28 protein-coding genes are annotated in these 18,912 nt (G+C 51.2%); all 28 read right to left on the bottom strand.

Annotated elements, in window-relative coordinates:
* The coding region (locus tag ACTQ3K_RS12015) for a hypothetical protein (protein WP_441568077.1) at positions 1-502 on the bottom strand (502 nt) is incomplete at its 3' end.
* Positions 489-4,715: a phage tail tape measure protein gene (locus tag ACTQ3K_RS12010; protein ID WP_441568078.1), complete on the bottom strand. Its 4,227-nt coding sequence runs from the start codon at positions 4,713-4,715 to the stop codon at positions 489-491. The genes ACTQ3K_RS12010 and ACTQ3K_RS12015, both read right to left, overlap by 14 nt.
* Positions 4,716-4,769: 54 nt before the next feature.
* Positions 4,770-5,126 carry a hypothetical protein gene (locus ACTQ3K_RS12005; protein WP_441568079.1) on the bottom strand — a complete coding sequence of 119 codons (357 nt, stop codon included), beginning with the start codon at positions 5,124-5,126 and terminating at the stop codon, positions 4,770-4,772.
* Positions 5,127-5,339: 213 nt separating this feature from the next.
* The gene (locus ACTQ3K_RS12000; protein WP_441568080.1) at positions 5,340-5,771 is read right to left on the bottom strand and encodes a hypothetical protein; all 432 of its coding nucleotides are present in this window, start codon (positions 5,769-5,771) and stop codon (positions 5,340-5,342) included.
* A gap of 42 nt (positions 5,772-5,813) precedes the next feature.
* Positions 5,814-6,368 carry a major tail protein gene (locus ACTQ3K_RS11995; RefSeq protein ID WP_441568081.1) on the bottom strand — a complete coding sequence of 185 codons (555 nt, stop codon included), beginning with the start codon at positions 6,366-6,368 and terminating at the stop codon, positions 5,814-5,816.
* Between the two features lie 30 nt (positions 6,369-6,398).
* Positions 6,399-6,731 (bottom strand): phage tail protein, encoded by a 333-nt coding sequence (locus ACTQ3K_RS11990; RefSeq protein WP_441568082.1) that lies wholly within the window; start codon positions 6,729-6,731, stop codon positions 6,399-6,401.
* Positions 6,728-7,123 carry an HK97-gp10 family putative phage morphogenesis protein gene (locus tag ACTQ3K_RS11985; RefSeq protein WP_441568083.1) on the bottom strand — a complete coding sequence of 132 codons (396 nt, stop codon included), beginning with the start codon at positions 7,121-7,123 and terminating at the stop codon, positions 6,728-6,730. The genes ACTQ3K_RS11990 and ACTQ3K_RS11985 overlap by 4 nt, the downstream gene beginning before the upstream one ends.
* Entirely contained in the window at positions 7,110-7,430 is a 321-nt protein-coding gene (locus tag ACTQ3K_RS11980; protein WP_441568084.1) for a hypothetical protein, read from the bottom strand. The genes ACTQ3K_RS11985 and ACTQ3K_RS11980 overlap by 14 nt, the downstream gene beginning before the upstream one ends.
* A complete protein-coding gene (locus tag ACTQ3K_RS11975) occupies positions 7,420-7,719 on the bottom strand; it encodes a phage head-tail connector protein (protein WP_441568085.1) in 300 nt (99 codons plus the stop codon). The genes ACTQ3K_RS11980 and ACTQ3K_RS11975 overlap by 11 nt, the downstream gene beginning before the upstream one ends.
* Positions 7,720-7,730: 11 nt before the next feature.
* Positions 7,731-8,990 (bottom strand): phage major capsid protein, encoded by a 1,260-nt coding sequence (locus ACTQ3K_RS11970; RefSeq protein WP_441568086.1) that lies wholly within the window; start codon positions 8,988-8,990, stop codon positions 7,731-7,733.
* A 34-nt stretch (positions 8,991-9,024) separates the two neighbouring features.
* A complete protein-coding gene (locus ACTQ3K_RS11965) occupies positions 9,025-9,696 on the bottom strand; it encodes a head maturation protease, ClpP-related (RefSeq protein WP_441568087.1) in 672 nt (223 codons plus the stop codon).
* Positions 9,683-10,957, bottom strand: a complete 1,275-nt coding sequence (locus tag ACTQ3K_RS11960; protein ID WP_441568088.1) for a phage portal protein — start codon at positions 10,955-10,957, stop codon at positions 9,683-9,685. The genes ACTQ3K_RS11965 and ACTQ3K_RS11960 overlap by 14 nt, the downstream gene beginning before the upstream one ends.
* A 5-nt stretch (positions 10,958-10,962) precedes the next feature.
* A complete protein-coding gene (locus tag ACTQ3K_RS11955) occupies positions 10,963-12,714 on the bottom strand; it encodes a terminase large subunit (RefSeq protein WP_441568089.1) in 1,752 nt (583 codons plus the stop codon).
* Positions 12,714-13,166, bottom strand: coding sequence for a P27 family phage terminase small subunit (locus ACTQ3K_RS11950; protein ID WP_441568090.1), 453 nt, complete (start codon positions 13,164-13,166; stop codon positions 12,714-12,716). The genes ACTQ3K_RS11955 and ACTQ3K_RS11950 overlap by 1 nt, the downstream gene beginning before the upstream one ends.
* A gap of 100 nt (positions 13,167-13,266) precedes the next feature.
* The gene (locus ACTQ3K_RS11945; RefSeq protein ID WP_441568091.1) at positions 13,267-13,677 is read right to left on the bottom strand and encodes an HNH endonuclease; all 411 of its coding nucleotides are present in this window, start codon (positions 13,675-13,677) and stop codon (positions 13,267-13,269) included.
* A complete protein-coding gene (locus ACTQ3K_RS11940) occupies positions 13,677-13,961 on the bottom strand; it encodes a hypothetical protein (RefSeq protein WP_441568092.1) in 285 nt (94 codons plus the stop codon). Before ACTQ3K_RS11940 ends, ACTQ3K_RS11945 begins: the two co-directional genes overlap by 1 nt.
* Positions 13,909-14,787 (bottom strand): hypothetical protein, encoded by an 879-nt coding sequence (locus ACTQ3K_RS11935; protein WP_441568093.1) that lies wholly within the window; start codon positions 14,785-14,787, stop codon positions 13,909-13,911. Before ACTQ3K_RS11935 ends, ACTQ3K_RS11940 begins: the two co-directional genes overlap by 53 nt.
* 53 nt (positions 14,788-14,840) lie before the next feature.
* On the bottom strand, positions 14,841-15,020 hold the full coding sequence (locus ACTQ3K_RS11930; RefSeq protein WP_441568094.1) for a hypothetical protein: 180 nt from the start codon (positions 15,018-15,020) through the stop codon (positions 14,841-14,843).
* Positions 15,021-15,125: 105 nt separating this feature from the next.
* The gene (locus ACTQ3K_RS11925) at positions 15,126-15,269 is read right to left on the bottom strand and encodes a protein phosphatase (RefSeq protein ID WP_441568095.1); all 144 of its coding nucleotides are present in this window, start codon (positions 15,267-15,269) and stop codon (positions 15,126-15,128) included.
* A gap of 259 nt (positions 15,270-15,528) precedes the next feature.
* On the bottom strand, positions 15,529-15,939 hold the full coding sequence (locus tag ACTQ3K_RS11920; RefSeq protein ID WP_441568096.1) for a DUF1492 domain-containing protein: 411 nt from the start codon (positions 15,937-15,939) through the stop codon (positions 15,529-15,531).
* A gap of 41 nt (positions 15,940-15,980) precedes the next feature.
* Entirely contained in the window at positions 15,981-16,487 is a 507-nt protein-coding gene (locus tag ACTQ3K_RS11915; protein WP_441568097.1) for a hypothetical protein, read from the bottom strand.
* Positions 16,480-16,812, bottom strand: coding sequence for a DUF1937 family protein (locus tag ACTQ3K_RS11910; RefSeq protein WP_441568098.1), 333 nt, complete (start codon positions 16,810-16,812; stop codon positions 16,480-16,482). The genes ACTQ3K_RS11915 and ACTQ3K_RS11910 overlap by 8 nt, the downstream gene beginning before the upstream one ends.
* Positions 16,809-17,210 (bottom strand): hypothetical protein, encoded by a 402-nt coding sequence (locus ACTQ3K_RS11905; RefSeq protein WP_441568099.1) that lies wholly within the window; start codon positions 17,208-17,210, stop codon positions 16,809-16,811. Before ACTQ3K_RS11905 ends, ACTQ3K_RS11910 begins: the two co-directional genes overlap by 4 nt.
* Positions 17,203-17,397 (bottom strand): hypothetical protein, encoded by a 195-nt coding sequence (locus tag ACTQ3K_RS11900; protein WP_441568100.1) that lies wholly within the window; start codon positions 17,395-17,397, stop codon positions 17,203-17,205. The genes ACTQ3K_RS11905 and ACTQ3K_RS11900 overlap by 8 nt, the downstream gene beginning before the upstream one ends.
* On the bottom strand, positions 17,385-17,798 hold the full coding sequence (locus ACTQ3K_RS11895) for a DUF551 domain-containing protein (protein ID WP_441568101.1): 414 nt from the start codon (positions 17,796-17,798) through the stop codon (positions 17,385-17,387). The genes ACTQ3K_RS11900 and ACTQ3K_RS11895 overlap by 13 nt, the downstream gene beginning before the upstream one ends.
* On the bottom strand, positions 17,795-18,208 hold the full coding sequence (locus ACTQ3K_RS11890; RefSeq protein ID WP_441568102.1) for a hypothetical protein: 414 nt from the start codon (positions 18,206-18,208) through the stop codon (positions 17,795-17,797). The genes ACTQ3K_RS11895 and ACTQ3K_RS11890 overlap by 4 nt, the downstream gene beginning before the upstream one ends.
* On the bottom strand, positions 18,201-18,407 hold the full coding sequence (locus ACTQ3K_RS11885; RefSeq protein WP_441568103.1) for a hypothetical protein: 207 nt from the start codon (positions 18,405-18,407) through the stop codon (positions 18,201-18,203). The genes ACTQ3K_RS11890 and ACTQ3K_RS11885 overlap by 8 nt, the downstream gene beginning before the upstream one ends.
* Complete coding sequence (locus ACTQ3K_RS11880; protein WP_441568104.1) at positions 18,404-18,796, bottom strand: RusA family crossover junction endodeoxyribonuclease; 393 nt, start codon at positions 18,794-18,796, stop codon at positions 18,404-18,406. The genes ACTQ3K_RS11885 and ACTQ3K_RS11880 overlap by 4 nt, the downstream gene beginning before the upstream one ends.
* Between the last annotated feature and the right edge of the window lie 116 nt (positions 18,797-18,912).

Below are 18,912 nucleotides of genomic sequence, written 5' to 3'. Positions count from 1 at the left end.
GTTCACCGTACTGTCGCAGTTTGAATGGCAGCGTAAATGGCCACTTCCAACCGCCCACCAGCGTCATGATCGATACTCCGGTGCGGGTGATAGACTGGAAAAAAGGATCCAGACAGGTCAGCTCTGCCAGAAACTGCAGTTTCTCATGAATATTGGTCTGTTTATACGTAAATCCCTCCACTCGATACGGGATCTGCCTCTTAGCTCCGGCGCTCTCCACTGTCAAAACACCCTCTTCGTCCGGACGAAAAAAGGAAACCAGAAACAATCTCATTTCTGATTTCCCTGCCCGTTTTTTATATTCTGCAGTCACGGTAATGTCCCGCTGCGGGATCCTCGTCTTGGTGTAGCGGCTTCCAACTCCCCGGATCCGTTCCGCCGAAGAGATCTTATAGTCGGCGCCCTCGATTCCACTGTAATCAATGATTCCAAAATCATTCGCTCCGACCGTCAGGGATCTTCCGCCCTGTTCAAAAGTAAATTGCAATCTATCTTCCGCCAAAGGCCAGTTCCCTCCCTACTTTTTTCAGCTCTCTTGCATTTTCCACCGCGGTGCTCTTCGATCCGTAAATATTGACATTCTGGACCATTCCGGTTTTATTCGCCAGCAGTCCGGCAATCTGCTCCAACAGATCCGTGACTGCACCGATATCCATGCTTTCCATTCCGGCAGACGCCGTTCCGTTCCCGGCACTCTGTGCCTGGTATTCCAGATAAGGGGATGCTCCTCCCCACTGGATCTGTCCGCCCATCTGGCTCTCGTATGCATCAATAGCTGCTCTCGCAGTCTCTGCATACGTCCGTTCCAGGCTCGGCGTGGACGCCTGTGCCCCCTCAATGGCGCCTTCTACCGTATACGCGCCGATCCGGCGGAATACTCTGGACGGTGAGTGGATCTGCAGGGTATTCTGTGCCGCAACGATGGCGGCAGAAGCAACCGCACTTGCCGCCGTGATCACATGCGACTGTCCCTGGCTGATTCCGCTTGCCAGCCCAAGAGCCGCATTATATCCGATGTTCCGCATAGCCGCCATGGTCAGCGTATTCTGCGCCGCGTTGATCACCGCCAGTGAGATGTTGGTGACTGTAGATACCGCAACCATCTGCGTCTGCTCCATGCCTTTTACCAGGCCGGACACAACATAGACACCGGTCTGCATGGTCTTTCTGGACGGTGATGCTACGCCGAGGCTGGTGTCAATGGACTTTAACAAGGAGTCACCTGTTTCATCTCCGGCTTTCTGCAGCTCCCCGGCCGCATTCTTCATTCCGGACACCAGTCCCTGTACCACGTATTCTCCGCTTTCCCCTGCTGATGCGTTCATGCTTTGAGCCAGAGACGCAAATGCCTCGGATCCTCCGGCGGACAGTTCGCCGACCGACTGGGTGAGCTCCTGCCCCCACTGATCCGTCATGCCCTTGATCTGCACGCTCTGACCCCACAGTTCGTTTGCCTTTCCCAGCTCTTCCCCGGACATATCAACAAACGTCTGTACATAGGCCGCGCCTTCCGGTCCCATAGATGCCAGCTTCTGCAGGAGATCCTCGTTAATTCCGCGATCTGCCAGTGTTGCCAGATTGCTCTCCCAGTTTTGCACTCCATCAATCTGGGACTGCATATTGCTGAGCATCTGATCCGTAGACATGGCAGTTCCAGCATCAAATTTCTCAAACATGTTCATCTGAGATTCCAGAGCACTCTGGACATTGTCCTGCATGGTGAGGACGCTCTCCGTCACCTTGACCGCCAGCTCCTGCTGTCCCTCAGACAAGTTGTTGTATGCTTCTAACTCCTGCCCCGCTGCTGTGATCGATGCCTGGGAAGCCTGCTTCTGGGCATCACTGGCCCCTGCCAGAGATTCGGTTCTGGATGCGTCCGCCTGGTTCATCTGGTTCGCAGCGTCCATATATCCGTCAGCTGTCGCCGTGGCTTCGTCCACCGCACTCTTATACTCCTCGACAGCGGTGTTTGCGCTCTTCTGGCTGTCCTCCAGATCCCGGATTTCTCCGGTAAGGGTCGTCATTGCCTCGGAATAGCTTACTGTCTCCCCGTTGACCTCATAGGTCTGATTCTGTAGATCCGATAGCTGTTTGGCATATTTTTCTACATCTTCCGATCCTTCCGCCCTGGCTTTTTCCAGATTTTCTTCTGCGATTTTTATTGATTCCAGCCTTGCTGTTTCTGCCTGCTGGATTGCTCCCATCTTGGTCTGCTTTGCCGCAAGCTCATCGGTGACTTTCTTCTGGGTCTGCTGAGCCTCCACCAGATCCGTTGTTGCATCTACAACAGCGTCATAGGAATCTGCCGCGGCCCTGGTGTATGCTTCCGCCAGCGCCATCTGCTTCATGTTGTTCACATAGGATCGGATCTGTTCGCTTCCCATGTTGAGCTTTCCGGTCACGGAATCGATCTTTAACCCCATGTCCGGATACAGGCTGTTTAATTCACCGACCAAGGTCGCCATCCGCCCCTGCTCTTCATTGGTCAGGGATGTTTTATCCGCCAGATTAGCCAATTCTTCGGCGGCCGAGGATGCTACTTCGGCGGTGGACTGCGCTTTGCTCACGGATTCCGCCGCCGTATCCATGGCAGTGCTCAGCTTCTCCTGGGATTCTTCCAGCTTTTTATTGGTCTCTTCGACCTCTTCTCCCAGCTTTTCGGTTTCAGTCCCCGCTTCCCTGTTTCCGGCTGATAACAAGGCCACAGCACCGACCAGTGCTCCGACGCTTGCCACTAATAACAATACCGGACAGGCTCCCATGGCAACGTTCAGACCCTCCTGGGCCACTGTGGCCGTTTCCGTTACCGCCGCTTCCGTTCCCTTTGCTGCCGCATCCACACCGGAGGCTGTGGCGCTCGCTGTCGATGCCGCTGCATTTTTAGTTTTTTCCGTCGTCTCTGCCTCAGTCGCTGCTGCCGTTGCCACAGATGCGGCCGCAACTCCTTCCTGTGCTTTGGATAGCGCTTTCAAGGCGTTAGCCACATCATTGGAATTTCTTAACGTTTTAATGTTGATCGCAACTTTCGCGATCTTCGGCGCAACAACTCCAGCGGCGGCTCCGGCAACTCCCAATACTGATATAATACGTTTTGCCGCAGGCGGCCAGGAATCAAATTTCTTTTTTATTCTTTCAACCGCTGACGCAGCCTTGTTGATGGCCGGTTCCGCGACTGTGAAAAACTCACCGACCAGACTGCTGCCTGCCGCTTTGAGGTTATTGGTTGCTACGGTCATCTGATCCCACGGATCCAGTGTAGCATTATAGGTGTCCTCCACCGTATTGCTGTAATTACTCAGAGAATCGGAGAGCGTATCCAGATTGATCCGTCCGCTGCGGATTCCGTCTGCCATAACCTGGGCGCCCTTGGTACCAAAAGTATTCTGGGCGATGGCCAGAGCCTCAGTGCTGGTCTCTGCATTTTTAATGCTCTCGATGGACTTATCCAGTCCCTCTCTTGCGGTCAGTCCCTCTTTGGCATAGTTATTGACGGCGGTCTTTAAACTCTTCAAAGCCGCTCCGGCATCCACGCCGTTAGCTTCAAACATGGCCATCAGGTTGACAGATTCCTCCACGCCAAGATTTAATTCCTTAAACATGGCCGCGTTGGAATTGACGCTGTCCATCAATGAGGTTACGCTGATCCCGGTTTCCTGCCCTCTGGCGGTCATGATTCCAAGGAGGTTTCCAGAATCCTCGGCAGTCAGGTTGAACTGGGTCAGGATCTTGTCCGTTGTGTCGATGGAGCTGTTCAGATCAGTCCCGTTGATCTCCGCAAACCGGATAAACTGCTTCGAGGTTTGTTCCAGCGCTTTCCCGGTCTGTCCAAATCTTGTATTGACCTCACCGACCGCCGTTCCAACGGTCTCCATATCGGTCGGCAGATCTCCAAAGATCCGATCCGCCACGTTGTTTAAATCTTCCAGAGCCTCTCCGGTCGCTCCGGTCTTGGTGATGATAATGTCATACCCGTCATCCAGCTCTCTGGCCGCCTGGTATGCGGAGGAGGCTGCCTTCTGTGCCGTCTCCCCCACCATCCCCCAAAGTTCTTTTTTTAACGCTGCGCTCTCAAACTTGGTTACACTGTTGTTAAGGTTCTTGGTTTCCTGCGTGGCACTGTTTAATTTTTTCCCAAAGTTATCGATGGAGATCGCACACTGATCAGTAGATTTCTCTGCCTCATTCATATATTTGGCATTCTCATCGACTGCCTGAGAAGCCTTTAAAGTCTGGGCCTGAGCATTGTTTAACTGCTTCTGCCAGTCGTTTACCCGGTCGCCGGCTTTCTGATAGGCTTCTTCTCCGCTTGCAACCGCATTTTCCAGACTGGCCACGGTCTCCCGCTGCTTCTGCATCTCTTCTTCCGATGCGGTTCCTGCTGCTTCCATCTCCTGGAGCTTATTCTTGGCATCCTCCAGCTTGTTTTTATAATCCCCCAGCTCTGTCCCAACACGGTTATAATCGCTAACCGCATGGCTCAGACCGGTTCTTACTGCCTCTTCCTTTTTTACCTGGGCATCTAACGTCTTTGTTAAAACCTCATGCTTCTTTTTCAGGCTTTCCAGGGAATTTGCGTTCCCGGCTGTCTGTGCCTTTACCAGGTTCATCTCCGATTTCATCGCAGAGAGGCTTTTATTGCAGGAGCTTACCGCTAATTTGAATTCTTTTTCTCCGTCCAGAGCAATCGTTGCTCCGATTTTTCTTTTACTTGCCATAGCTTCCTCCGGTTATTCCGCTCCCGATTTTCTGCATCAAAAAACCGCCTGCTTTCACAGACGGTTCCGTAATATTTGTATTTTTTTCTTTAATCTCATCCGCTTTTCTGCTTTTCGTCTTCTCCGTTCCACTTCCCTCTGATATCGGCTCTCAAACGTTGCTTCATCCAGATACTTGTTCAGATCAATTATATCTCTGCAATAAGAAATGGTAAAACGGATATATAACACAAGCAGCCACATTCCACCAACAAACAATCCTACCAGGATTCCGTCATAAAACAATCCCTCGAAAAAGCTGAACTCACTTTTCTGGCTTCCTACTGTAACGACTATCAAAAGTGTCACATAGGCCACAATCCATTTATACTTCCACAAAAGCCTTGCATACCGTTTGATTTTATCCTTCATCGCAAAGACTCCCTTCTGCCTGCTATTATACCATTTACAGATCCAGAATGGAAGTCTCTTTCCTGGTTTCCTCAAACAGAATCTTCTGGATTTTCATGTTGTGGTAGGATTTCCAGTGATCGAACAGATCACACCAGGTCCCGAAAGACATCCTGGCAATCTCCCGTTCCCGGAGGCCGATCTGCAGCCCGGTAAAAAGCACCCAGCTAAAGTCTACTCGGAAGTCTCCCCGCTCTTCGTCTCCGGATTCTGCGGGGTCTGTGCGTTTTTTCGTTCAAAGCACCGCACATATTCATCATGGACCATTCTGGCAAGATCGATAGGCGGCAGATCCACGTTCCGGATCAGCTCCTTCCTGCTGATGGTCTTTCCGGGTTCTTCAATGTCCAGCCCCTCTTCCACAAACCAGTACAGGGCATCATTTACGGCGCTGATCTTCGGATAGCCATAAGTGCCGATGATCAGCCCCTCCTTGTTCTTGATTGGCTTTCCCTTATCATCAAGTTTGGGCTCAAATTTGTAGATCAGATCCTCAAACGCGATCAGATCCCCATATTTGTCCTGGATCTTCTCCAGCACTGCCATATCGCACCGGATCGGATAGGATTCTCCGGACAGCTCAATATGATTCACTTTTTCAAACATTTGTTCTCTCCTTTTCGCGGCGGGAATCCCCGCCGCTTATAGTTAAGCCGCCGTTGTAAACTTTCCGGTGATCCAGGATACTGCTTCCGCCTCGGTGGCAAAGACATCCGTCTCCTTCCACACGCCGTCATCGTCTGCGGTTGCCTTTCCGGTAATGGACGGAGTCTTGTAGGTGATGCTCTCACCCTTGGTCTCGTAATCATCGGAGGGCTCCGTGAACTTAACCTTGGGAAGGAATGCTGCCACAAAAGACCGCACACCGTTTACTTTTTCCACCGAAATAAATCCAAATCCCACATAGCCGCTTTGGTCGTCGCGGTTGTAGGTCACTCCCTTTTTGGATCCGGTTGTCTCAACGGTATGCCCGAACATGGGCATCTGTGCCTCAATGGGGATGGTACTGGTTCCCAGTGTCACATCCGCATTGGTAAATTCCTTGTCATACTCCGACAGCTCATCGTTTGCGTAAAGGCTGCCTTCCGCAAAATTGGGGGTAATATTCAAAGACACCGCTTTTCCTAACTGGAACGGCGCTTCATACTTCCCATCTTCTTTTCTTGCCCCGATATAAGGGTTTCTCAGTCCGATAAATGCCATATACTTCTCCTCTCTGCCCTCATGGGCAAGTTATTCTTCCTCGATGTCGCATTCAAAAATGATGTGACGGATACTTTCGTTTTCGGTCAGCACTGTGATTTCGGGATAGGTAAATCCCTGGGCAAACAGTGCTTTCCGGATCTGCTGCTTAATTTTGTAAAAATCCTCCCGGATCGGCAGGAACAGATGGACCTGCACGGTGGCGATCACCACCGCCGGTTCATCGTCTGCAAATTCCGACGCATAATCGTCCGAATAGTTGTAGGTGATCCACCGTTCTGCCTCTGATCCTCGGTACACATCCGGCTCATACGGATAGCCAAACGGCTTGACCGCCTCCACAATTTTCTCGAAGGTTGTCACTTGCTTCCCACCTCCCGGTCAAAGACTTCCTGCATCTTCTCCAGCACAGCGGCTTCCGATTCCCGGACCGCCGGAGAGATGATCGGTGTGGCTGCCTGCTTGGATGTTCCAAATTCCATGTACACAGCCTTTTCCATGTTTCGGACTCCTTTTTTGTCCTTTCCGGTCGGCCTGGTGCAAATGGAATATCCATTTCCATTTTTATGCGGTCGAGTTGTTTTGATGGACGTTTCCATCGCTCCCGTATCTCTATGCGATCCTGCTCTTCTTTTCACGTTTGCTTCCAGGGGAGGCGCTGCCTCTTCTAACATCATCGGTGCAAGCCTGTCTGCATCCAAAAACGTCATATTTTTCAGTAATTCATCCAGTCCCTCGACCTCAAATCTTGCCATGATCTCTCCTCTCTCCGGTGAGCTGGATCAGCATGGACCGGTTGGGGCGGTATGTCCGTTTGATCTCATAAATCTCTCCGGTGCTTTCATCCACAAAAAAAGAGGCACCGTTATAGTTGCAGTCCTGGATCTCCACCACCAGATCCGCCCCATACCCGCACTGGTTCGCCAGGAGCTCATCGGATCTTGTCGCATCCAGCGCGGATGCGGGGATTCCCCGGAGATAGGTCCATTCCTCGGTCACAAATCCCCCAGGTTCCTGCTTTCGTACCTTTTCCTTCGGCAGCGCGATCGATCTATCCCACAAGTCCGTCATCTCCTTCCAGCGTCAGGCGGAACACCTTTTTCCGGTACAGATCCAGATATTTCTCCGTATCGGCCCGGTCATTTCCCAGATATGCTTTGACATACAGCGTCGCGGCTGTCAGGATCTGGTTTTGATGCTCTTCCGTCTGCAAGACGGCCTCGGTGACGCCGGAGGCCTTCAGATCCTGCTCGCAGTCATCCAGATAGGCGGCGATCTCTTCATCATATACATTGATCCCGTCTGCAATCCCGCAGCGTCTCTTTACTGCGGGCAGCTTGTCCTCCAGCATCCCGTCACCTCCTAAGCTACGATATAGCCGTTAACAAATGCCTCTGCGTCTCTGGTCTGGACATCCTCCCGCTCAATCGCACGGTAAATGGTCAGATCCTCCTCAAACGCATTGAGGTCACCGACTGCCGCCGTGGTGGATACCATGATGGTTCTCTGGGCCCGGTCAAAATACCAGATGCCCTCGTTCAGGTCGCCGATGATCATGGGGATTCTGGATTCGATCTCATAGTAGGTTCCGATATTTGTTTTCGTCGGTCCGACAACCGGATCATAGGTTCCGCTGCCCTTGGTGTAGTAAGTTTTTCCGGCTACGACATCCTTATCCTGGGTCTGTACGTACTCTTCTGCGTTTGGCAGATCGGTGTTGGGTACTACCTGCACCGGGATATACGCCGCGCCTGCTGCCAGTCTCATCTGCATCGGCTCCGACGGATCGGGAGACAGGAGATATCTGCCGTTGTTATCCTTTAAGGTATCCAGGTACTGGAGGCCGTTGTCGTTGGTCACAATGGACGCTGTTGCCTTAAAGGCAGCGCCAAGATCCACATTCAGGACCTTCTTGATTCCATCCAGATCCTTTACATTCACTGCTGCCTTCTTATGGATCTCTTCCAGGATCAGGTTGTTGGCGGTTACCCTGGATTCATCGCCGATCCATTCCGTCAGCGTTCCGGCGATGTTCGCATCGCTGTCCGCCAGCAGTTCGTTCGTCACCGGGAAATATCCCGCATACTTGGCAATCTCATAATCGATCCGCTCAAACTGCGGGGTTTCCTTGCCCGGAATCTTGCCCTTCTCGCCGACCTTTGTAAATCCGGTCTGCTGTGCACGCTTCTTAAAGGTCCGCGCTCCCTTGTTGGTTGTTACGTTTTCCACTCTTACCAAGCTCATCAGGGAGAACTTGGCATCCCGGTACGTATTGATCATGGTCTGGATGTCCTCCGGCACGGTATAACCGCCGTCTGCCTGAGTTCCTTCACTCATTCCTGTTACTGCGTTCCGAAAACCGTTTCTTGCTGCCTCGGCAAACTCTTTCACTGCATCCTTCTTTTCCAGCGGCTTTACTCCGGTTCCGGAAACCATGGCATTCTGCGCACCGGCAAGCGCGGTGTCATCCAGATCCTTTAACAGATCGAACTGGGTCTGCATGTTCTTAAGCTCGTCCTTGGCGGCTTTTGCCTCCTCCAGCTTCCCCTGCTCGGCCAGATTCTTCACTTCCAGCTTCTTCTCATTGATCTTGTCAAGCAGCTCTAATAACTTCTTGTTCATCCTCTTCTCTCCTTTTTTGGTATGAAAAAAGGACCTAGACCCCATACAGATCCAAATCCTCTAACAACTGTTTCTTTTCTTCTTCCCGGGCTTCTTTTTCCGCCCGCTGTTCCATGGCTTTCTGCCGGATCTCATCTGTCAGCCACATCCCGCTGTAGCTGTTGGTGTAGACCACCGACTGCTGCCCGGTTTCGATCTCATCCACAAAGCCATAATCCAGGCACTGATTTGCGGTAAGCCATGTCTCTTTGTCCATCAGCTTCAGGATCTCGTCCAGCGGTCTCCCGGATTTCTGGGTATATGCCGATGCCATCGCTGCATTCATCTGTTTCAGAATTTCGGCGTTTTTCTGCATATCGTGATAATCTCCGGACGCACCGGACAGGGACACGTTATGGATCATGATCATCGCCACCGGACTGATGGTACTGTGACCGGCCATTGCCACCACGCCTGCAGCACTTCCGGCCAGGCTCTGGATCCGGATGATTACATTCCGGCTTTTGGCCAGTGCACTGTAGATCTCCTGTCCTGCCATCACGGATCCGCCTCCGGAGTTGATCAGTACCTCGATCTCCTCTCCCTCTTCGGCTGCCTGGATGATGTCGGTCACATCCTTCGGACAGGTTGCTTCCATGTCAAACCAGTCATAGATCCATTTGTCATCGTTCCCGACAATATCTCCCCTGATGTTAATCGTTGCCATCCCCCTCACCTCCTTTCCCGTACTGTGTCCCGATCTGAGTGATCGGGATATAATTTCCATTGACCATCAGGACATCGCCGCCTTCTTTCGCCGGCATATCCAGATATTCCCTGGCTTCATTCGCGGTATAAAATCCGTTGTTGACTGCTTTCGCCAGATTCTCCATCTGGGTCTTGCTGTCGGTCCGAAGGATTGCCTTCTCGTTGAATTTATAAAAGAACTGCCCTTTGTCCTCCTGCGGTGTCAGGATCTTGGCGTTGATCTCCTCCTCATAGGCTTTCAGCCGGTAGCTCATGGTGTCCACCAGAAATGCCAGCTGCTGAGTCTCGCTGTTGGAATAGCTGGACTTGTCATAGTCGTTGATCTGATTCGGCTTTATGCCAAAGGCTCCGGCGATCTGCAGTGCCGAGTACTTCCGCAGTTCAAAAAACTGTGCGTCTGTGAGGCTCATGTTGAGCGGTGTCAAAGTAAGCCCCATGGGGATCGGGATCACCCTCCCGGCATTCTGCGGCCCTGTGAGCCGGTCCGCAAACTTCTTCTGCAGCTTCCGCACCTTATCATCTTCCAGATCTCCGGTGTACTGCATTATCATTCCTGCCGTCAGGCCGTTTTTATACAGCTTGTTCATGTAGTCCTGGCTGGCTCCGGCGCCGTCCACCGTTGCCCGCAGGATCTCCCGCACCGGTGCACCCATATACCCGTCAAGTGTATACCAGGTCTTAAAGTGCAGGACTTCTTCGTTCCGGAGCATGTACAGCTCCCCGCTCTTCGGATCGGCGTACTGGTAGTAGATATTCCCCTTGCCGCCAAATACGCCCGCATCGTCCATGAGCACGGTCACGCAGTCGGACCGCATGGGCCACAGATCCAGCAGTTCATATTCCCCGCCGTATGTTCCGGCCGGAAGAAACCTGCCTCTCAGCCAGATATACCCGTTTCCATAATGCTGGCAGTTCATTTCCACCGCAGTCCAGAGCGTAGTCGGCGTCATAAACGGATTCGGACGGACACTCATCAGATATCCTGCCCTGGTAGGCGCCGCCCGGATCCGTCCCTTTTCCGTGTTCTGATAATATTTAAGCGGCAGCTTTCCGATGGTCTCCGAAAGCATTTTGAGGCAGGTGTAATAAGTCACTTCCTGGATTGGCTTTCCTCCTGTTGTCTGGATTCCCAGCCATTCCAGCAGTTCCCTGTCCTCCAGGCTCACTTCCGGCCTTGTCAGTTCTGCTGCCGCGTTTTTCAGTCTTGTCCAAATTCCCATTTTTGTCACCAGTCACTTTCCAAAAACTTGTCGATTGCCTCCATGGTCGAAGCGTGGAAGGTATGATACATTGCCAGCTTATAGGCACACAGGACCGCATCCACCGGGTCGATCCGTTTTGTGGTTGCATCCTTGTCGATCTTGATCAGGCCGTTATTCTTCCGGACCACTGCATTGCTCATGGCAAAATTGAGGACCGGGTTATAGGTATACAGGATATTCCGGGAGTAAACCTGTTCCCGGAAGCCCTGCGTGGATTCGTTCAGGGATTTATGGCTCTGGAACACTTCTTCCACATCGTAGCCTTCATCTGCCAGATCCATCATGAGCTTTGAGGCATTGGCCGGGTCGAAACACAAGGTCTCGATCTTCCAGTCATGCTCTTTACAGGTTTTCAGGACATACCGCATGACCGCGCTCTGATCAACGATCGGTGTATCGGTCACGGTCAGGAAGCCCATCCGCTCCCAGGCATCATAGTCCACTTTATCCTTCGCCTTTCTCTCGGCCAGCTTTTCCCGGTTCGGAACAAAGGAATGGGAATATACGATATACTTGATCACTTTCTTCTCGTCATTGTCTGTTTCGTCCGATTCAAACGGAATGATAAACGCCACTGAGGTCAAGTCGGTCTTGGCCGACATATCGAATCCCACATAGACACTCATTCCCGTTGTACCAATCGGAATTTCGTCCACCTGGCAGGCTTTCCATTTGGCCATATCCATATAGCCGTTTTCTTTTGCCTGCACCCAGACATTCATGCACTTGGTCAGAAATGCGGTCATGTGCTCCGGGATCTCTTTTGCAATCTTATACTCTTCCCGGATCTTCTCCCGGCCCTTTTCATAAGACATCCGGATCGGATTCGCTTTATACCAGAGCTCCTCATTTCCGACATTCTCGATGTTCTCATAGTCTTCCGTATCCAGTTCGCAGATATCGATCAGGTATCGATCATTCTCTATATCGGAGTTTGGATCCAATACCTTGGAGCAATATGCGTACTCGGTCACATAGCAGGGATAGGTCAGATCTCTCCCTGCGGTGGTGATGATCATAAGCAGGGATTCTTTCGTGTTAGATCCAAGGCCAAGGTCGTAAAACTCGGTGGTCCGATGCTGATGATATTCGTCCAGGATCAGACCGGCCGGGTTGGTGCCGTCTCCCTTTTGCCCGTCCTCCGCGCTGAGTGCTTTGATAAAGCTCCCCGTCCGGATATGCTCAATGGAATCTCTGGTTACCTTAAACTTTGACCGGAGCGGCGATCCTTTGAGCATCAGCCCCGCCTCGTTAAATACGATCTTGGACTGATCTCTCTTTACACCTGCTGTGTAATATTCATAGACCTCATGGTTTTTGGTCGCCATGACCGATATCTCATACAGAGCAATTCCGGCCTCGTCCAGTGACTTCGAGTTTTTTCTGGCAACCTCCGTAAAGGTTTTCAGGAATCGCTTATATCCGGTCTTCTTTTCCCGCCAGCCGTACAGCTGGCAGTGCCGGAACTTCTGCCAGGTCGTCAGCTCGATCGGCTGGCCGGCCAAGACGCCTTTGCTGTGGCGCAGGAGGGAAAACCATTCCACGATGTTCTGCGCCTGCCGCTCGTCCCAGGTATATGGATAATCCGGATCGCTCTCCATCTTGTCTACATCGTTCAGAAAACGCTGGCAGGCCCATTTGTGTTTCCGGCAACTGATAATCGTTCCTGCTATGCAGTCTTCTGCGTACTGTTTGAGTTCCTCCAGTATTGTCATCAGATCCCGCCGAACCTTTCTTCCAGAGCGTCCTCCTCTTTCTTTGTCTGGACTGCTGCCGCCTTTAACCGGGAGTCAAAGGTCATTCCGCAGAGCTTCCCGAAGTCCCGGTATTCTTTCTGCCAGAACCGGATCTGATCGGATCGTTCTTTCTGTCCCGCCATCGCTGTGCCGTCCACCAGTTCCCGCAGCGCCCTCCGGTACAGCGCGTATGCATTGCAGTAGCCGATGATGTTCGCCCGGTCCAGATTCCCGATGATTCCGGTCGCTTTAAGCTGCGGAACCACCCGTTTCCATTCTTTTTTTGCTGTATCATCGATCAGCTCATCCGGAGGCCTGGTCAGCTGGGAGGTTCCGGTCTTGACTGCCTTTTCTTCCGCCTGGCGCTTGAGTTTATCAATGCTTGTGATGTTCCCTTTTTGGTCTGCCAGTGGGATCCGTGCTCTTCCCATCTGCCCCTCCTCCTTTCTCTGGAACTTTTATTTAGAAAATTGCGTGAAGAAAGGGAGGCGTGCGGTCTGGAGCGATTGCTCCAAACTTTTTCGATCCCCCCTACCCCTTTTGTTTTCTGTAATCTCTGAGCATTTTGCTAAGTTTTTCAATCATTTCAGGCTTATTTTTTTTATAATCTCTCTCTATCATACTGTGTGTGTCGTGATGCAGGCTCATCAGGTTCCTCGGATCCAGTCTCCTGTCCCAGTCATCCTTTAACGGTACGATATGATGCAACGTGTCAGCCGCCTTGATCTCTCCGCTTGTCATGTACAGGTACACATCAATGCCATCGTCCAGATCCAGCGCCTGCTGCCGCGCTCGTTCCCACTCGCTGCTGTCATAAAACTCTTTGCTCCTTTTATCCCGGCTGTATCGGTCATACTCCCGGTGCCGTTCTTTCCCGCAGGAGCATTTGCTCCCGGATGGGATCCGCTTTCCGCACCTGCTGCACCTTTTATAGATTGGCATCAGGTTCTCACCCTTTCGTATCTGGCTCCAAACGTTTTGGCTCTGCATGGATAGATGGTTCCGTCTTTCTCCCGGATCACATAATCCCCAAGCCTTGCTTGTAATCTCCCTACCGGTGTCTGGATCGTACAGCCATACACTTCGATATGTCCGTCCGATATGCTTCGGTCAATCCAGATCCGCTCATCGATGACCGCCTGGGTAAACCAGACAGGTGCTTCTCGATCCGGATCATCGGTCAGGCGGAAGGCTTCCACCATCTCCGGTCTTTTCCTGTACCTCATCGCTTTCGCCTCCTAACTTTTTCACAAGATCCAGTTCTCTTTCTGATAAGGCGTATCTCTCTGCTGCCGTTTTCTCTGCTACCGCTTTCTCTGCTGCCGCTTTCTCTGCTGCCGCTTTCTCTGCTGCCGCTTTCTCTGCTGCCGCTTTCTCTGCTGCCGCTTTCTCTGCTAACAGCAGCCCGCCGCCAAATATGGTCTTCTTTGTTGCCCGCTGTGCATCCAATGCACTTATGCACATGCAGGCTTCTCTTTCAACCCTGAAATCCACTCCGTACCTTGCATAGCGCTGCATCATTGCCGCTGTCACGATATAATCCGGATAATCATATTTCGGCAGGGTTCTGGTCGTTTTTATCTTCTTTGATACGTCGTTGACCAGCCTTGTCAATTCCGGCGATGTCTGCGCTGTGATCTCCGGATCAAAACTTGTGATAAACGATGTTTTCACATCAGCACCGTTTTCATAAATGATTTCACAGTCGCATATAATATGACTTGTTCTTTGCACAATGGACTTTCCGGAAAAAGCCGTGAGTGATGGACAAAACAAAAAGAACGGGATCTCCCGTTCCAAGTAAAAGCTGCATATTTTTGACAAGATAGAAAACGGCGGGTTATCTATAACCACGCAGCCGTCCGGATATTCTGTGGTTAGATAGTCTGCTCCCGGCCAGAATGGCCGCACCACTTTATCTGGGTCGATCCCATACCGTTTGCACGCCCATGATTTTATGACTTCATAAATTTCTGGCGGCGTGTAGCAGTCGTCCGTTGTTTTCTTCGGTTTGAATTTCTCTACGAATTCTTCGTAGGTTTTACTTTTCATGTGATTTTCTCCACAAAAATACCACCGGCCTTTCGACTGATGGTATTTTATGCCTATTCTGTTTTTGCTTTCTGATATACCGCTTCTATTCCGGCCCTGATGACCTCGGTCTTGCTCATTCCTGCATTGTCCATACAGAATCTGATTTTTTCCATGTCCTTTTCAGAAAGCCGGAAGCTCTCCCGGTATACCTTCGGGGAATCTGATGGACGCCCCATCTTCTTTCTTTCCACAGGTCTCCTCTCAGTTCTTGCCTTTTCCCCATTATTGTGCTATCATTCTAATGGGTGCAGGCGGTGGCAAGTACCGCCTGCTGTGTGTTTGGGTTTAGGTCTTACTTATTTGTTGAGTAAGGCCTTTACTTTTTCTTTCGCTTCCTCAAGGTCTTTACAGTCATTGAGGATTAACAGGATTTTTCTTGTCTGGTTTTCTTCTACGGCCTCTTTTAACAGTTCGCTTACGTTCCCCATTTCTTCTTCCATGTTTTCTCCTTTCCGGCACCTGCCACCTTACTCGTCTCGGTTTTTTGTTTCCCTTAACTGTATCTTTATTATAACTTATGTCATGACAAAAGTCAATGGGTTTTGAAATTATTTTATGTTTCTGTACAACGAAACACCCCGCATTTCTGCAGGATGTTCCATCGGAATACACAGGTGGTTGCAAAAAGTTTTGCCCGCTTCGGGGTCTTTTTCTTCTCTTTTCGCTGTTTACACTATACCACAGAGTATGTGTGCCATTCTATGCCATCTTTTCAAAATGGATCAGTGCCTCTCCATGTATTCTGTGGATCTGCCGCCAGCTATATCCCATCTCCCCCGCTACCCGTTCCCACGGCATCCCGCAAAGATAATAGTTCCGGAGGACAGTCCGTTCGTTTGCGTCCTTCATGGCGCTGATATTTGCCTCGATCTCTGTCTGGCGCTTGTACAGTTCTGCTGCCTTTTCCCGGAGCTTGCGCTCTAGCTCGTCAAGCCTGGCCGCATATTCGGATAAATCACTCCCGCCGCTGCTTTTAGGCAGCCCGTCCGCCACAATGCTAGGCAGCACCCAGGCATCTCTCAGCTGTCTGATCTCCTCGGAGAGGGAGCGCAGTTCCCGGCCGATCTTTCGGTATGATTTCAGGTACTCTTTTTTCTCGTCGATTGTCACCTTGTTCCCTCCCCTTGGATTTGGATTGATTTTTGATACTATCAGTTACCCTTTTTTCCGGTGCCGCCATTATATACCGCCGCTGTCACCGGTGCGCTACCTGTGCTAGGGATTACTTTGCCTTTATATCGCTCGTCTCCCAGCCCAGCCTCTTTGATGTACCGGCTCACTGCCGACAGATACAGTCCCAGTGCTTCTGCAATCTCCTCCATCTCCCGTCCTGCTTTGTATAATTCGGTGATGGCCTCCTTATCCTCGGCGTTTATGTACTGCCTCCTTGCCTTGGGCTTCTGGACACTCGACTGGTCTTCGTCCGATCCTGCTGCCTCTTTCTCTTCCTGCGATTCTGCTTCTTCCGGCCCGGACATCTGATCTACCATGTAGTGATAGCCCTGCAGGACATCATCCAGGCTGTCTGTGATATAGTCCGGTGCTACTTTTCCGGGTCTCGGCTCAACATCCATTCTCAGGACATCATAGCCGTCTGCATACTTCCGCAGAGCTTCCCGCCAATCCATCTCAACAAATCTTGTCGGTTTATCAGTCATCCGGTTCTCCTTTCTGCAGCTCCTCAACGAGAGATTCGTATATAATAATGCTCTTTCCCGCTGCTGCGGCATATCCATACTCTCGGTTGCATCCCCGCGACTGCTGCCATCCTTCCAGCATCACTATGACATCGCACCACTCTAAAAGCTTTAGGTCAAGCTCCAAATAATCCTCCCTGCTGAGCCCGCGGCCTTTGACCGCTTTATCCAACCTTGCCGGGTTCACCACAACATGCCCCAGCTTCAGCAGGACTTCTTCTGCCTCCCGGAAATTTTCCAGGTAATCTTTCACGCCCTCCATCGGGCCGCTGATGTATACTTTCATTCCGTTTCCTCCATCCATGCAATTTTTTCATCCCACGGATCCGATATATATCCAACTCTTACAAGTCTCATGGTGTCCTGGCTGTACTCTTCCACGCTGTACTCTTTCACCCATTGCTTCGGAATCGGGAATGTGAATAAGTCGTCCCTTTCCGGATTTCGATACCGTCCCATTACTTTTCGCATTGGTGTTTTGTCAATCCTCTCAAACTCCGCAACCACCTCCATCGTAACAACGTTTGCCAGATATTCAATTCTCTCTTCCGGCTTCACCGTCATGTCGAAAAAGCAGAACCCAACGGATCCCCAGATCCACTCCGTATGGTTCTCCAGCTTTTCTCCCCTCAGATACTTCCGGAGCTCTTTGATTCCCATAAAACGCACGTATCGCTTACCCATGTTTCTCCTCTCCGAAGATCGTTCCCAAGATCTCCATGAATCCGTCTGCTTTAAGCTTGTAGATCTCCTGTGGCGTCAGTCCGGTGTTCTCATATTCTGCCAGCCGCTCCACCAGTGCATCTTTCTTTTCCGGTGACCAGTAACCTGTTTTGATCCCGTTGGATCGTTTATGCGTTAATCTGTCCATGATTGCCCCTCCTTGTATGGCTCTGGCAGTGGCTGCCATGCTATGACTTCGCCCACAAAATCCTCGTACCCATCAATATACCAGCGGCGCCAGTTCAGATCGTAGTAGCCAATCTGCATCGCATTCTGAAGTCCTGTGGTTGCGGTTTGACCGGTAATCTGTACCAGCACGAGGGTATCATCTTCCGGCAGTCTTTCTCCCGTCAAGATCCATTCTTTCTTTTCCTCTAAGCAGTCGCTTATTGTTGGATCCTGATCATCAATATACCCCTTGCACACATTGGCATGTCCACATCTAAGGACCTGGCATGCTGTAATGAGACCGCATACCTTTTCGATTTCTAGTTCGCAATAGTCGCACTCTAAACAGCTTCTTTTCAGTTCAATTCTTACGCTTTTCATTTCTTCCTCCCGATCCCCTCCGAGATCTCCACCTTGATTCCCATCTCCTGGCGTACCACCTCGGCATAGTCTTCCAGAGTTACCGTCTGTCCGTCATCCGGATCTCCGATCAGGCAGTCAACCTTTGTATCAAACCGCTTTAAAAACCGCAGGCCGCGTTCTTTCCCGAACCCAAATTCATCCCGCAGGGTAAGCAGCGACACGCAAGTGATGATTCCCTTCGTCCGGAGTGCGATCTTCTCCTTGACTTCCTGGGTCTCCTTTTTGTTCAGCCCCATATACCAGTAGTTCTCGATATTCCGGTATTTGATCTCTTTTTCCAGCGCCTCCAGACCGCCTTCTCTGGCAATCTTTAGGGCATAAGACATTCCCTCCTGCCTGCCTTTCATGTAATCATCCCGTTTAGCCATTGTCTGATCTCCTCCCAAGCTCATCCAGCAAATCCAAAACCATATCCTGTGCCAGCTTGAACTTATATTTCTCCAGCAGCTTCTTTGATTCCTGGTAGATCTGGTCAAAGTCCCGTTCGCTGTTCTTCCGGTCTTTCCACCTGATCCAGAACCCGTTATAGATCTCATTTACAGCCGCTGCTATCTCCTGATTGCTCATAGGCTCTCGATCCTCACAAAGATCCCAGGAATCTCCGTCCAGAACTTCTCTGCGATCTCCGACGCTACCAGTGCATCATCGGTCCAGAAATGCAGGCGCGTCATGCAGTCCTTAAGCAGCTTCTGCAGGTTGTCTGTGTCCGGCTTCGTGATCCGGTACTCCCCGTCCCGGTGTCTGCCTCTGGGAAAACACCACTTGACCACAAGCCGGACGCCCTGGCTGTATGGAGCTGCCGGCCGGTGACCGGACAGATGCGCGGTCAGCTTGTCTCTTGCCACTTTTAGTTCTGGCGGATCATAGAACACCGGCTTGCCATGTACCACCGACACCTTATGCTCCTGGTGTGTTACGGTCGGCGGAACCATCGCCATGAAAAACTGTGTCACCATGATAGTCAACTCCTCTCCAGGTCTGTGTCTCTGAGTCGAATGTTATACAGCCCCAACTCCTCAACCTGTCTACTAGCAGGCTCATCAATTCCGGCTGCCTCTTAACCCACTGAAGA

Source organism: Candidatus Paralachnospira sp. LCP21S3_A2 (assembly GCF_052118925.1).
Classification (GTDB): domain Bacteria; phylum Bacillota; class Clostridia; order Lachnospirales; family Lachnospiraceae; genus Lientehia.
The sequence above is the reverse complement of the archived record's forward strand: the minus strand, read 5'-3'. Positions and strand labels throughout refer to the sequence as shown.